This is a genomic window from Corynebacterium sp. NML130628 (assembly GCF_001875665.1).
Classification (GTDB): Bacteria; Actinomycetota; Actinomycetes; order Mycobacteriales; family Mycobacteriaceae; genus Corynebacterium.
Genome location: NZ_MLAL01000032.1, coordinates 1 through 14,073, shown reverse-complemented (window position 1 = coordinate 14,073; position 14,073 = coordinate 1). Strand labels below are relative to the sequence as shown.

The 14,073-nt window shown below is 61.8% G+C and carries 11 protein-coding genes; 6 read left to right on the top strand and 5 right to left on the bottom strand.

Translation table 11 applies throughout. From position 1 onward, the window contains the following. Positions 1-352: 352 nt before the first annotated feature. The 3 genes from BJP07_RS08725 to BJP07_RS08715 all read right to left on the bottom strand — a co-directional run bounded on the left by BJP07_RS08725 (position 353) and on the right by BJP07_RS08715 (position 2,696). Positions 353-1,486 (bottom strand): glutamate--cysteine ligase, encoded by a 1,134-nt coding sequence (locus BJP07_RS08725; RefSeq protein ID WP_071567101.1) that lies wholly within the window; start codon positions 1,484-1,486, stop codon positions 353-355. A 42-nt stretch (positions 1,487-1,528) separates the two neighbouring features. Beyond that, positions 1,529-2,233 (bottom strand): LytR C-terminal domain-containing protein, encoded by a 705-nt coding sequence (locus BJP07_RS08720; protein WP_143111764.1) that lies wholly within the window; start codon positions 2,231-2,233, stop codon positions 1,529-1,531. Positions 2,234-2,480: 247 nt separating this feature from the next. Beyond that, positions 2,481-2,696 carry a DUF3263 domain-containing protein gene (locus BJP07_RS08715; RefSeq protein WP_071567099.1) on the bottom strand — a complete coding sequence of 72 codons (216 nt, stop codon included), beginning with the start codon at positions 2,694-2,696 and terminating at the stop codon, positions 2,481-2,483. A 16-nt stretch (positions 2,697-2,712) separates the two neighbouring features. On the opposite strand from BJP07_RS08715, the gene BJP07_RS08710 reads away from it, so the two are divergent. Genes BJP07_RS08710 through cls form a run of 4 tightly spaced genes read left to right on the top strand, consistent with a single transcriptional unit; the run spans position 2,713 to position 6,118 of the window. Next, complete coding sequence (locus BJP07_RS08710) at positions 2,713-3,285, top strand: peptide deformylase (RefSeq protein ID WP_071567098.1); 573 nt, start codon at positions 2,713-2,715, stop codon at positions 3,283-3,285. Positions 3,286-3,302: 17 nt separating this feature from the next. Next, positions 3,303-3,830: a hypothetical protein gene (locus BJP07_RS08705; RefSeq protein WP_143111763.1), complete on the top strand. Its 528-nt coding sequence runs from the start codon at positions 3,303-3,305 to the stop codon at positions 3,828-3,830. 9 nt (positions 3,831-3,839) lie between these two features. After that, a complete protein-coding gene (locus tag BJP07_RS08700; RefSeq protein WP_071567096.1) occupies positions 3,840-4,631 on the top strand; it encodes an exodeoxyribonuclease III in 792 nt (263 codons plus the stop codon). A 5-nt stretch (positions 4,632-4,636) separates the two neighbouring features. Then, the gene (cls, locus tag BJP07_RS08695; protein WP_369822349.1) at positions 4,637-6,118 is read left to right on the top strand and encodes a cardiolipin synthase; all 1,482 of its coding nucleotides are present in this window, start codon (positions 4,637-4,639) and stop codon (positions 6,116-6,118) included. A 241-nt stretch (positions 6,119-6,359) separates the two neighbouring features. Here the strand turns inward: cls and BJP07_RS08690 are convergent, their stop codons facing one another. Together BJP07_RS08690 and BJP07_RS08685 are read right to left on the bottom strand one after the other, a co-directional pair. Further along, the gene (locus BJP07_RS08690; protein ID WP_071567094.1) at positions 6,360-8,813 is read right to left on the bottom strand and encodes a hypothetical protein; all 2,454 of its coding nucleotides are present in this window, start codon (positions 8,811-8,813) and stop codon (positions 6,360-6,362) included. Positions 8,814-8,818: 5 nt separating this feature from the next. Then, on the bottom strand, positions 8,819-12,226 hold the full coding sequence (locus tag BJP07_RS08685; RefSeq protein WP_143111762.1) for a YPDG domain-containing protein: 3,408 nt from the start codon (positions 12,224-12,226) through the stop codon (positions 8,819-8,821). A gap of 346 nt (positions 12,227-12,572) precedes the next feature. Between BJP07_RS08685 and BJP07_RS08680 the strand changes: the two genes are divergently transcribed. Both BJP07_RS08680 and BJP07_RS11510 read left to right on the top strand, forming a co-directional pair. After that, positions 12,573-13,376 carry a hypothetical protein gene (locus BJP07_RS08680; protein WP_071567092.1) on the top strand — a complete coding sequence of 268 codons (804 nt, stop codon included), beginning with the start codon at positions 12,573-12,575 and terminating at the stop codon, positions 13,374-13,376. A 115-nt stretch (positions 13,377-13,491) separates the two neighbouring features. Continuing rightward, complete coding sequence (locus BJP07_RS11510) at positions 13,492-13,986, top strand: hypothetical protein (RefSeq protein WP_255365966.1); 495 nt, start codon at positions 13,492-13,494, stop codon at positions 13,984-13,986. The last annotated feature ends 87 nt before the right edge of the window (positions 13,987-14,073 follow it).

Here is a 14,073-nt window from a genome sequence, read left to right as displayed (position 1 = left end):
AAACACCGACTGGGTTGCCTGAGAAAGTCACGATTATCCGCACAACAAGTAAGACCGCGCCGACGCCGTGTGCGTTGATGATGCATTGTTAACCATGATTCCAGTCCACAACCACTTGACACCGAACGAGGATTGCGTTCTTTGTCACTCATACCCCCACCCTGTGCACCACATTCCATCACGAGCTTCCAGCGACCTGGGGTTTTCCAACCCACTCCCCTCGAAATTGAGGAATTTGGTGTCAGGCCGACCGGCACGCGCACCAAATCCCTGGATTCCCGCGAGCAACCCAAGGCGTTTCCCCAGGTCGCGCGAACCCCCAGGTGGGAATTTGGTGCACACCACAAACAAACTACTCCCAGGTCATGTCCTGCATCTCGGCGCAGGTGGCATCGACGACGTCGCGCCAGGAGCCGGTCATCTCGTAGATGCGGCGTTGTCGCTGGTAGCCGGCGCCGCGCTGCATGATCTCCAGTACTAGGTTCAGCTCGCGCGTACACCCCAAGGAAGCAGCCACAGGCTGCAGGGTATCCACCAACGTAACGAGCTCGTCGCGGAGCCAGCGTTCGTCGGTTTCGCGGCTCGTGATCACCAGGGCGTCGAGGCCGTAGCGGGCGCCGCGCCATTTGTTTTCGGCGACGTGCCAGGGTTGGAGGGTTGGGAGGGCTTCGCCGGCGTCGAGAAGTTGGTCGTAGTAGACGACCAAGCAGTGAGTGAGCGCGACGACGGCCGCGAGTTCCCGCAGGTTGGAGGTGGCGTCGCTGATGCGGACTTCGATGGTGCCCCATTTGGCGGCGGGGCGAACGTCGAAGTGCATGGAACCGGTGTGGTTGATGACGCCGGAGGTGCGCTGGTCGTCCATGAATTGGACCCATTCGGCCCAGCTTTGGAACTGGTACGGCATCCCAGCGGTGGGAAGCTGCTGGTAGAGCATGGTGCGGTTGGAGGCGTACCCCGTGTCGAGCCCGTCCCAGCCCGGGCTGGATGCGGAGATGGCCAGCAGGTGCGGGTAGTGCGTCATGACGGCGTTGATGATTGGCCAGACGCGGTCTTCATGACTGATACCAACATGACAGTGGATGCCCCAGAGCAGCATTTGTTGACCCCAGTATTGGGTGCGGTTGATCATTTCCTTGTAGGAAATTTTGGGGCTGAGGGTTTGCTCGCGGAAGTCGGAAAATGGGTGGCCGCCGCTGGCCCACAGGTCGAGGTTGCGGGCGTCGGCTTCGGCCCGCACGACGGCCAGGCTTTCCGCCAGCTTATCGACGGCCTCTTTCGTATTCTTACACACCGGCGTGACCAGCTCGACCGTGTTTTGGAGGAATTCCCGCTCGAGGTGGACGCTTGGGTTGGTGGCGGAGATGGCGTCGATAATTTCGGGGGCGCGGGGTACCAGGTCCCGCGTCTCTTTATCAACGACGCAGATCTCCCACTCCACTCCCAGTGTCGGCTCGGGGGAACGGGCGAACTCGCGGTACGGATCCATAGGTAGCCAGTCTAAACGCTGCGCGCGGGCCCCGCCGGGGTTTTATTCTCCCGCGAGGACCACAGTGATCGCCTGCGGATTATCGACGGCCTCTCGCGGCAAACTCGTATTCGCCGGCACATCCGTCGTCGCCCGAGGCGTGCCTCCGATCCGCTGCGCCAACTCTGCGGCGATGGCGTCCGCACCCGGGGTGTTCGGGTTGAAGAACACGAAGGTTTGCGGGAACACGCCGTAGGTTTGTTCCGGCATGTTCATCGCGGCGGCGTCGTTGGAACGGTTGGCCACGCTGTATTGAGCGGCGAGGTCCCCGGCGGTCCGGTTGGCCAGGTCCGGGACGCCGGAGTTGTTAAAGACGTAGACCTGCGCCTGCTCGCGGGCGAGCCCGGCCGGGGCGGGGGCTGGGGCTGGTTGTTCCTGCTCGGCTGGCTGTTCGGCCGGCTGCGTCTGTTCGGCTGGCTTTTCCTGCTCAGTGGCCTGCTCCGATGGGCTCGCCGGGGCGGTGATCGCTGTTGTTGCTTGGGTTGCCGCGCTCGGCTGGGTCGGCTGGGCCGCGTCCTGACCGTCCCCCTTGTTCATGGCGTAGATACCCCACAGCAAAAGAAGGGCTGCGACGGCCAGCAGGATCATCGCGACACCCCGCTTCGGGAACGCCGCCGCCGGCGCAGCCTCGTAGCCATGGTCGTAGTCGTCCTCGTCGGCGCGGCGGTGGGCGCCCTGGTACTCGTTCTCAGGATTCACATTAGTCACATGCGCCACTCTAAACGTTTTTACAGACGTTTACATCTTCCCACGCGCACCAAATCCCAGCTTTTCGGGACAGCGACAAGGCGTTTCACCAGGTCGCCGGACTTGCGGGTAGGAATTTGGTGTCAGGCTCGAATGCTGCTGCACCAAATTCCTTGGTTTTCCCTAGGCGCCTGGATGTCTCCCCAGGTCGCCGTTTCGCCCCGCCGGAATTTGGTGCGCAAGTGGTTCCAAAACGCGCCGGGCCCGCTCACCGATCGCGCAGCCGCTGCAGGCGACGTACGAGCTGGGGGAATTCGGCGAGGGCGGAGGGGGCGTCGAGAAGAAGGTTGAGTTTTTGGTAGTAGCGCACCGGCGTGAGGCCGAGCTGGGTGGTGATGGCTTCCTCTTTGGCACCGATGGCGCGCGGGGCGTGGGCTTCGAAGTTGAGGATGGCGCGGTCCGAATCTGAAAGCTGCTCAGGCATGCCTATTATAGTAGGCATGACCATTCGACCGATCGTTATTTATGGCGACCCTGTCCTGCACAACCCGACGAAGCCGGTGGAACAGCCGGTCGAGGAGCTGCAGGAACTCATTGCAGACATGCACGAAACCATGGATGCCGCGAACGGCGTGGGCCTGGCCGCGAACCAGATTGGTGTGCCGTTGCGCCTGTTCGTGTACCACTGTCCGGACGGCGACACGATGCGCCGCGGCACCGTGATCAATCCGGTGCTGGAGACGAGCGAGATCCCGAAGACCATGCCTCGCGATGACGGCGAGGACGACGAAGGCTGCCTCTCCGTCCCGGGCGAGGGCTTCCCAACCGGGCGCGCGGACTGGGCCAAGGTCACGGGCTTGGATGAGCACGGCAACGAGATTGAGATTGAGGGCACCGGGTTCTTCGCGCGGTGCCTGCAGCATGAGGTCGGCCACCTGGATGGGTTCGTGTACACGGACGTGCTGACCGGCCGCTACAAGCGGGAGGCGAAGCGCGCGATTAAGGCGAATGGGTGGACGGAGCCGGGCAACACGTGGCTGCCGGGCACGGACGAAGACCCGTTCGGGCACTAAGGCACTAAGGACACTAATTGTTTCGCCAGGAAGCGCCCTCTGTTGGGGGCCGGGTGTCGGTCCGCTACCGCACGGAGTCCGGGGTCAATGAGGCCCTGGGGCAGGTTGTGGGGTTAGACCCGCTGCGGGTGCGGCGTCGCGATGGGCGCGAGGTGACCATCACTGAGCCGGTGGTGCTGCGTTCGTTGGCGCCGAGGACGGTGCGCAATTCGGAGATTCGTCGAAAAGAGGTGGAGCTCGCGGAGGCGAATTCGGCGCCGGTGCAGGAGTGGGTCGAGGGGTGGCTGGCCCGCGCTGGGGCCGCGGCCCCGCTGGAGAACACGGCGGTGCCGTTGGGCCCGTCGGCGGCGCTCGCGCCGCTGCCGCTGGCGAAACTCCAAGAGTTTTTCGACGCCCACTCCCTCCCCGTGCGCTTGTTGGTGCCGGAGCGTATCGGCAAGGCGGCGGAGAAGCACGCGGTGCGCCACCCGGAGCTGTGGGAGGTCGGCCCGGAGGAAATTGTGGGCGATGACCACCATCGGCGGCGTGTCCTGCGTCTGCGCTAGGGTATTGACATGCGCATCGCCACTTGGAACGTGAATTCTGTACGGACGCGAGCGGAGAGGATCGCCGCGTTCCTTGACCGCCACGACGTCGACGTGTTGGCCATGCAGGAAACGAAGACGAAGGACGCCACGTTCCCCTACTCCACGTTTGAGGCGGCCGGCTACGAGGTCGCCCACGTGGGTTACAACCAGTGGAATGGTGTGGCGATTGCTTCGCGGGTCGGGCTGGACAATGTGCGCACCCAGTTTGAGCGCCAGCCCGCCTTTGCGAAGAAGGGCGACCCAGTTGTGGAGGCCCGCGCGGTTGGGGCGAATTGTGGGGGCGTCGATATCTGGAGTTTGTACGTGCCGAACGGCCGCGAGATCGGCGACCCGCACTACAACTACAAGCTGGAGTTCCTCTACTCCCTGCGCGAGACGGTGGACCCGCAGGCGTTGCAGCTGTTCACGGGCGATTTCAACATCGCGCCGCGCGACGAGGACGTGTGGGACATCGCCTGGTTCGAGGGCAAGACGCACGTGACGGAGCCGGAGCGCGCCGCGTTCCAGATGCTGTTGGATGCCGGCCTTGAGCAGGTCCGCCACGACGATCCGTATTCGTTTTGGGATTATAAGTCGATGCGCTTCCCGAAGAACGAGGGCATGTTGATCGATTTCCACTTAGCGACGCCCCCCTTGGCCCGCCGCCTGCAGCGTGCCTGGGTGGACGTGGCAGAGCGGGAAGGCAAGGGCGCTTCGGATCACGCGCCCGTCGTCGCCGACTACGACACCGCCGACATCGCGCTCGACCAGGTGCGTTAGCAATGTTGTCCCTGTTCAGTGGCTTTTCGGTGTGGCAGCTTGCGGCGATGGCCGTCGATTATGCGATTAAGTTCGTGATGATTGGCGTGGTGCCGTCGAATAGGAAGCCGTCGAGCGCGAACGCGTGGCTGCTTCTCATTCTGCTGCTGCCGATTGTGGGCCTGCCGCTGTACCTGCTGATGGGGTCGAAGTACGTCTCGCAGCGCCGCCACCGCATCCAGAAGGAAGCGAACGCGGTCCTCAACGACGTCTACTCGGAAACGCCGGACATCCCCGGCGGGGAGGACGTGGGCCCGGAGGTGGCGTCGATGATTACGCTGAACCGCACGCTCACCGGGTTCCCGGCGGTGCACGGCGACGCCGTGGCGATGTGGGCCGACTACGAAAAGACCATGGTGCGGATCGCGGAGCTCGTCGACGAAGCAGAGGCTTACGTTGACATCGAGATTTACGCCGTGGCCTGGGACAACACTACCGCCGTCGTGTTTGAGGCGCTCGAGCGTGCTGTGGCCCGCGGGGTGCACGTGCGCCTGCTGTTTGACCACATCGGCTCCATGAAATACCCCGGCTTCCGCGCCCTGAAGAAGCGCCTTGACCAGGCCGGGATCCACTGGCACCTCATGCTGCCGCTGAGTCTGCTCAAGGGCCGCTTCCGCCGCCCGGACCTGCGCAACCACCGCAAACTCATCATTGTCGACGGCCACACCGCCATGATGGGCTCCATGAACCTCATCGACCGCACCTACCTCACCCGCCAACACCGCGCCGCCGGCCGCCAGTGGGTGGACGCCTTCGTGGAACTGCGTGGCCCCGTAGTGACCTCCATCGAGGCCTTGTTTGCGGTGGACTGGTACTCGGAGTCCGGCGAACCCATCGAGCTGACTGCCCCCGAGGATTGCGCGGGCGCTGACAATTCCAGCCTTGTGCAGCTCATCCCGTCCGGCCCCGGCTACCAGGCAGAGCCGAACCTGCGGATGTTCAATACGCTGATCCACCACGCCAAAGAACACCTTGTGCTTTGCTCCCCCTACTTCGTGCCGGAGGATTCCCTCCTCGAGGCCATCACGACCGCCTGCTACCGGGGCGTCCGGGTGGACTTGTTGGTCAGCCAGAAGGCGGACCAGTTCATGGTGCAGCACGCCCAATCCTCCTACTACCAGCAGCTACTCGAGGCCGGCGTGCGTATCTGGGAGTTCCCGGCCCCCTACATTTTGCACACCAAGCTCCTGCTGGTTGATCCTTCTGCGCAGGAACCTGGCGCCGCCGTCGGCGTCCTCGGCTCCTCCAACATGGACATTCGCAGTTTCTCACTCAACTACGAAAGCTCCCTCCTCATTTGCGACGGCCCCCTCCTGCGCAACCTCAACCAACTCGCCCACACGTACCTGTCGGTGACACGCGAGCTCACACTGGATCGTTGGAACACGCGGCCGTGGTACCGACGCTACGTCGACAACGTGATGAAGCTGACCTCAGCGCTGCAGTAGGCGCTCGCTCCGGCCGCTCATGCTGCCCCCGGCCGCTCGCCACCAAATTCCTTTGCGCAGCGGTCGCGACCTGGGAGAACGCCGAGGCCCCAGCCCAAAATCAAGGAATTTGGTGTCCCCACCGATTAGCCAGACACCAAATTCCCCCACGCACAACCAGCGACCAGGCGAAACGCAGCGGCCCCAGCCCAAAACCAAGGAATCTGGTGCAGAGGCTGGGGCGGGAGTACTGAGCAAGACCCTACTTGTTCGCCATCACGGCGGCGGCCGCGCCACCCAGCCCGAGGATGCCGAGCAGCACGCCGACAACGATAAGGATCGTGTTGCGTGTCTTCTCGTCGACGCCGCCTTTGCCGTCGTTGGCATTGGTGTCCTGCGTGGTTGGCCCTGCTGGCGCAGCGGTGCTTGGAGCCGGTGAAGGAGATGCCTTCGAAGTCGTCGCAGGTGCCTGCGACGTTGGGCGGGCGGGGGCCGTCAGCTCCTTGGTGTCGGCGAGGTTGCGACGATTCGTGTTCTCGTAGTTACCAAACTTGCCTTCGGAAAGGAGTGCGGACGCGCGGCGACCGAGGAGGGTGTCGCCGAGTTGGGTGCTGACTCGGCGCAGTTCGTCTTCGGTGTAGTCGAGGAGGCTGATGTCGAAAAGTTCGCTGAAGACGATCTTGCCTTGTTCGTTTTCGATCTGGACGAAGACCGGTACGTAGGAGCCGTAGAGTCGCTGGCTGTCCCGGATCGGGATCTGGATTTCCTGGCGGGACTGCGGCCCGGCTTCCTTGGCGTCGCCGATGCCCTTGATCTTGATGGTCTGGACGGGGGTGATGCGGGAGAGGTCCTTGCCATAGAAGGCGCGGACGGTGAATTCGTGGTCGTGGTAGCCGCGGTTGCCGATGGTGCCCACAATTTTGTTGTCGGCGCGCACGGTGGCGATGCTGTTTTCGTCGGCCATGTAGAAGTCGGCCTTGCCGTCGTTCTTGAGAGCGGCGGCGGCGTCGAGTTCGCGGGCGTCGCGCTCAAGGCCGCGCTTCTGCTCGGCTTCCTTGTCCGTCTCGGAGTCTGGGTCGGCGGGCTTGACGGAGATATCGCCGATGCCGCCGGCCTTGACGTTGAGGTTCTTCCACTCGGATGGGACTGACCATTCACCGACGTAGCAGTCAGGGGCGCCTGCGCAGCCTGGGTGGGGGGACGCCTGGTTGCCGGTCTTGTCTTCTGCTTGGTAGTCGAAGGTGACGAACTGGTAGGCGTAGTTCATGGCGGACGGGCGTTCGCTGAGCCAGTCGCCATACTTGGTCCATTCGTAGACGGATTGACGCTTTCCGTCAACCCACAGCATGCCGTTGTGGTTCAGGCCAAGGTTGTGACCGAGCTCGTGCATGATGGTGTTGCGCACTTTGTCTTCGGCACCCATGCGAGCGTTTTTGGAGACGTAGAAGCTTGTGCCGCCGATGAGTGCTCGGCCGGTGGCATAGTTGATGGTTCCGTCGGCGGAGGGGGCGTCCATAAGATCGCCGATGACCCCGGAGCGGAAGATGCCTTCGCGTTCCTTGAGCAAGTCAACTGAGGTGGTGATGAGCTCCGAGCCGGACGTTTCCGGCGAGTTGAAGTAGTGGTCCTTGTAGTCCAGGATCGGTCCGCCACGGTATTCGTCGTCGCGGGCTTCGAAGTTCTTGGAGTAGCCCTTGCCTGCGTCGATGTGCAGGTTGTAGCCGTGCTCGGCAAATTTCTTCACCAGCTGGTCCAGGATGAGCCCGGATGGGCGGTAGACGTTGGTGTTCATCTTCGAGCAGGCGTCGTAGCGTGCGAAGCCTTCAGGGTTGACGGCAAAGCGGGTGGCTTCCTGGCAGCCTTCGGTTTCCCACTCGGATTTCATCCAGTTCATCTGGAGGAAGATGTCTTTCTTGTTTGGGTCTGCGCCCCAGCGGTGCAATGGCATATAGACGTCATTCACATTCGCTCCCTGCATTTCCCAAATGTCGAGCAGCCCGTCGCCATCAGAGTCCAGCGCACCTAGCTGCGTTTCGATCTTGACCGTCATCTCGGCGCGCATGGTTTGGCCGGGGTCGACGGTCTGGACCCACGTGCCGCTGAGAACTTCGCCGCGGCCAATGGAATCCTTGCTAGGTCCGGCGTTCCAATTCGGAAGCATCGCCGTATCCTGCGCTGAGGCAAGCGCCGTTGCGCCTGGGAAGGTGGCGTCGACACGGTAGGAGGACTTGTCCTCGCCGCGCAGGCCGTCCCCGTACTGCGCGGCGACCATGGCGCCGTTCAAGGGCTTCGCATGGTTGTACATGCGAATCGCCAGCTCACGAGCAGTATCGGCGTTGTTGGTCAATTCGGTGACGACGTGGATTTCGTCGCCCTTGAGCGTAAAGGTCCGCTTCATGGTGACGTTGCGGCGCGGGTCGGTGAGTTCCAGAACCGTCACGCCGTCCTCGGGCGAGTTCTCCGTCGTATTCTTCGCGATCGGCGCCACCAGGAGCCCATCAGCCCAACCGATCACACCGACCTGGTTTTCCAGCCTGCCCGCCACAGACTTCTTGTTCACGTAGGTCAGAGTTGCCTCGTGGTAGCTCTTACGAATGTGGAGTTGGGTCTCGATGGCGTCGTCGAGGGGTTCGGCGGAAGTATCGACCGTCGTCATCGCGCCCATGCCGAGCGCGAGCGCTACCGCACCCGCAATCACTGTGTTGTGGAAACGCATCCCTTTTACCTCCTCAAGCCCAAGTCACGCATCAGGTGATTGAGATTCGACTGAACAACTGGAATTTCCTGCAACGCCAGCAAGCCAGCACCCACCAGGAACCCAAGCGCACCGAGAATTACAGTAATCCACCCGGCTGCCGAACTCCCAGTCTCGGGGGCTGGGTCCGGCTCCGGTATTGGCGTGGGCGTGCTCGTGCTTGGGGATGGCGTCGGCGTCGTTGTTTCCTTAGGCGTCGGTGTCGAGGGCTGCCGCGGCGTCCGCACGTACGCAGGTACCTTGACGGTGCGCTGGGAACCGTCCTTGAACGTCACCACGACGGGCACTTCAATCTTCGTATTCGGCTTCACTGAGGCATCTGGAAGTACCTGCAGCCTGCCCGAATACTTATCGACGTGCACCTGCCAGCCTCTCGCAGCGAAGGTGGCATCAATACCGAAAGTGGTCTCCGGCGGAATCCGTCGGGCTTGCGGAGTTGATGCGAGCTCGCCCGGCAAGACGTAGATGTCGCTCCAGCGCGGCCGTTCGTCGTCGGCGGTCGCCTTTTTGCGGAGCTGGGCGTCGATAAATTCGTCGGAGCCGTCGGGGTACTTCACGCGCACGCGCACCTTGTACGTCGCACCGCCCGGCGCTCCCTCCGGCAGCACGGCTGTAATACGGCCCGTCTGCGTATCGACGCCCACATCCAACCCCGCGTTCTCCTCAATCGAGAAGCTCGTGCCCTTGGGCACCGGCGTCAACATCTCGTACGACGTACGGGTGCCACCAATCAATGTCTCCTGCGTATACTTCGGCGCGAACGTCTCAGCGTCCGGAGTGCCATGCTTCACCCCGACGTGGAACGGTACTTCCGTGGAACTGCCGTCCGGGTACGCCACCGTGACCACCGCGTCCAGCGGACGCGCACCATTTTCCGGCGCACGCACCACCAGGTTGCCGGTGTCACGGTTCACGGAGACCTGCCACCCCGCCAAGTTTTCGTTGCCCCGAACGTCCTCGAAGAACAGGAACTCGGTACCCTCCGGCACGTTGCGAATATCCGTCCTGTGCAGCACAATCGGCCTCCCTGGCAGAACCGCGCGACCCGTTTCGTAGGCGTGCTCGTAGCTACCCGCAAGCTCATGAGGCAAAATGTTGAAGTATACGGGGACTTCTTGAGCAGATTCGTCGGCGAACGAGGCCCTTACCACGACCTTCACCACGTCACCGGCTTTCAGGCCACCATTTGTGGCGTCGAAGGTCACCATGCCTGGCTGCTCGTCGTCGGTCGCGGTGCCCTCATGCGCGACGACGCTCGCTCCCTCCCCCTCTACGATCTCGTAGGAGACTTGCGCCTCGTCCGGGATCGGCTGGTTCAGGAACTCACTAGCACCATGCACCACCGTCGCGAGCGGTGCATGACTCCGTGCCTTATGCCCCAGTCGGACAAACACGTCCGAATACTGCAGGCTGTACAGTTCTGCATACGACGCCGGAGCAAGCACGTTGACCTTGATCACACGCTCCTCTCCGTTGGACAGCCGCACCCAATAGCGGCGCGCGCCCTTCGTCGCGCCCTCCGAGCGTGGCGGGTTCAGGAAAACTACGCCGTCGCCGCCAATCGCGACCCACTCCGGCACCCCATTGCGTTCCAGCTCTTCCCTCGTCGAAACGATTTCTAAGCCACTCTTGACCTCATCCTGAGTCATCACATTCGTCTCGAATGTCGTGCCTGCCTGCACATTGATCGTCGACCACGCATCCGAGAAATCCGACTCGACGTAGAGCGTCGCCAACTCTTTATACAGCGGATCCCACACCTGAAAAGAAACCTCGCGCTTACTCCTGTCCCTGCTGCCGACAACACGCACGTTGCCATCCTTCGTCAGCGACACCTGGAGCCCCTCCGCACCCAAGAACTTCGTGTTCGGGTCAAGCTTCGTCGACGGCACAAACTCATACACCTCGCCAGGCTTCAAGCTCTTCGACGTAATCGGGAACCGCGGCTTCTCATGCGGTTTACTGTCGGCGGAGAAAGGGTTCGTCCCCAAGCGAACCTCATCCTCGTTGTTCACACCGTCACCGTCAAAGTCCGCGGTGGGGATGGAGAACGCACGCTCGTCAACACCAAAAAAGCCGACCAGGAAGTCCTTCGCATCAGCCGAATTATCCGGGTACTCCACCTCCACCCGCGCATGAGTCACGAACGTATCCATAAACCACTTCGCAGCCCGCTCAAACTCCGGCTTCGAATTCCCAAACTCACGCTCGTAGGCCTGCGCGAACGCCTCCAAACCCTTCGCCTTCACGACGAACCTGTTGCCATCGGTGGCGTCGACAAGCGCGCGATCCAACGCCGGCGACTTCTTGCCCCCTTGCTCGCCCCGATACCTAATCGAGCGCACTGGCACCTCAGCACTACCAAACGGAGTACCGCTTCGATACTCCTCTCCCGGCGTCAACCGCACCAGCAACTCGCCCGGGTACGGGTCGTACTTCTCCGCCATGAAAGTCGGCCGCGACTGTGGCTTCGGCTGCGTGCTTGTCGGCTTCGTGCTTGTCGGCGACGGTTTTGGCTGCGTGGTGCTTGGCTTTGGCTGCGCGCTGGTTGGTTGTGAGCTGCTCGGCTGCGGCTTTGGCTGCGCGCTGGTCGTCGGCGTCGGCGTAGGCGTTGTCGTCTCCGGAAGCTTCGGCAACGGTTTCTTCGCCACGCCCTTATCCCTGGCGTCGAACGGGTTCGCCCCCGACTTGGCCTCCTCGCTGTTAGACACACCATCGCCATCGAAGTCCCCATCAGGATCGTTGGCGAGGCGGCCGTCGAGACCCAAGAGACGCAGCGGCAACACCACCTTCTCCTGCACCGAGCCATCCGTGAACCTCATGTCGAAATCCAGTTCGTGAATTTGCGACTGGTCATCCAAAAACTTCTGAGGATTCCACTTATAAACCGACTCGTTCCCCGACAGCACCTCCCTGTCATAGACCGTGGCAAGTACCCCAATCTCGGGTGCCCACACACTCACCTGGTAGCGCTTCACCCCACCCGGAGAAAAACTGAGACTCGTGGGCGAAGGGCGCCACGTCACTCCTGAAAAGTCAATTTGCTTGTAAAGCCGCTCGGGCCAGGATACAGTCGCCAACTCCCCCGACTCCAGCTCGGAGCGCCCCAGCTTGCCTGGCTTGATTTCCAGCAACTTGTATGAGATCGGATTCGTCTGCGCTATCGTCGGCCCCTTTGGCTGCTTCGCCTGCGGGGCGGCCTGGGCAAAGGCTTGCGCCTGCAACCCGACCTGCTCTGCCGGCCCCGCGACCTGCACCAACGGCGTCGCGATCAACGCCGCCGCCGCAACAGCAACACCCCTCCGCAACCGAGCCCGCGAACGCGAACCCGCCCGGCGAGCTTCCCCTGCTGCCCGGCCGCACTTTTTTGCCACGACAAATCCTTTCTGCAGCAAAAGCCAATGACACTCCCAGGGTAGTCCTCTAAAAGGGTTTTTCCTAAACCTCCGCAACTTTCTAAATGTTTTCTTATGTGGCGGGTGTGGCTTGTGCGACCCATCTCCCCCGACACCAAATTCCTCCACGCAGTTAACGCGACCTGGGGTTTCCCTAGGTCACCAATGGGGTTGTGAGGGAATTTGGTGTCACGACCGTCGGGCTGTGCACCAAATTCAATTTCAAGGCGGACGCGACCTGGGGAAACGCTGACTGCACTCCCCGAAAAATAGGAATTTGGTGTGCTCATCGGAACCGAACAGGCCCTGGGGGCGTCTAAAAGCTATGCGATATACACCAACAAACCAATCAGACGTACTTCAGCAAATTCTCAACTACGCGGAGCCTCGACCCCACCACATAGCGAGTGGGTACTCCGCGCTCGCCCTGTATCAGCTGCCCTACCTTGTAGACACAGCGCCACTGACCTTCATCGGCCCCACCCGGAAAACGCGCGCCCCATCCCCAACGCAGCCTGGTGTCACCCGCCGCGGTGCCGAACGCATCCTAGTGAAAGAAGTACGCTACCCGGGGCAATTAATTCTCGCGGCGTCACCAGTTCATGCCACGGTCCAGGCGCTACAGATACTAAGGAAGGGAACATACCAGCCACCAGCGGTCGTGCCTGATGGGTTGGACCCACTGTTGGTGCGGGCGGTGCAGTTGGTCGACTGTGTTCGCCGGCATCTGCAGGTTTCCCCGGACGCGTTGCTTGAGGCCGCGTGGGGCAGAGTTGATCGCCCGTGGTTGTTGAAGGTGCTTAATTTGTCCAGCAGGTTCGCCGACTCGCCGCGCGAGACAGAGCTGCGTCTGCTCCTCCAAACTGTGACGAAAGCACGACAGCTAGAGCTAGGAGAGCAGGTGCCGGTATATAGGGGTCGCCGCCTCGTGACGACGTTCGACTTCGCCATCGAACCGCTCAACCTCGGGATCATGTATGACGGCCAGCATCATTGGGAGTATGACCAGCGCCAGAAGGATGCCCGGATCAACCTGGATTTAGCGTTGGAGGGGTGGACTGTGGTCAGGTTTGCCGCCGCTACGTTTCATGTGGTGGTTCCACGGATGGTAGAGCTCCTGGACAGGTAGGCGTGCACCAAATTCCCTCGCGCAGGGGCTGCGACCTGGGGAAATACAAAACTCCAGGCCCCAACCCTAGGTGGCAGGCTGGTTGTGGGCCAACACCCGAAGGAGGTCCACACCCATGTCCCCGCACGATATTCCCCCGCTGATCCCCAAGCCACCCGAGAAGGATTGGGCAGATTACAACACCAACCCCGATCTCGACAGGACTCGTAAGCGTCGGCGTGCAAGCCTGCCATCTGCTCGTGATGTGCTCGCGTTGCCGCCTGTCACGCTTGCGCCCGGTGCCACGCTTGCTGATAGTGAGTTGGTTATGCCGGATGCTGCGGCAGTCGTGTTTATCCCCAACACTTTAGATCGCGGGCTTATCACCTATAGCGATACTCAGAAACAACAGATGGTCAGGATCTATCACCAACTGCCGTACGGGACGAAGCAGGTTTGGCTGGCCCGTCACCAGATGGACGCATCACGAATGATTCGGTGGATGAAGCGTTTTGATCTTGGCACGTTTACCCAAAAACAACGCGCCGCAGTCTATACCGGGGCAACTACCCCGGTACCGGTGGTGGGACCGGTTCCCCAGTGGTTCAATATTGAGAAAAACATAGATTAAAACAGGCGCGGTGAGGCAGGGGGTAAATGATTAACCGTGGCCGGTTCGTGGAATATAAAGCTCTGTGCCCATCTTTTTGTCTGCCTT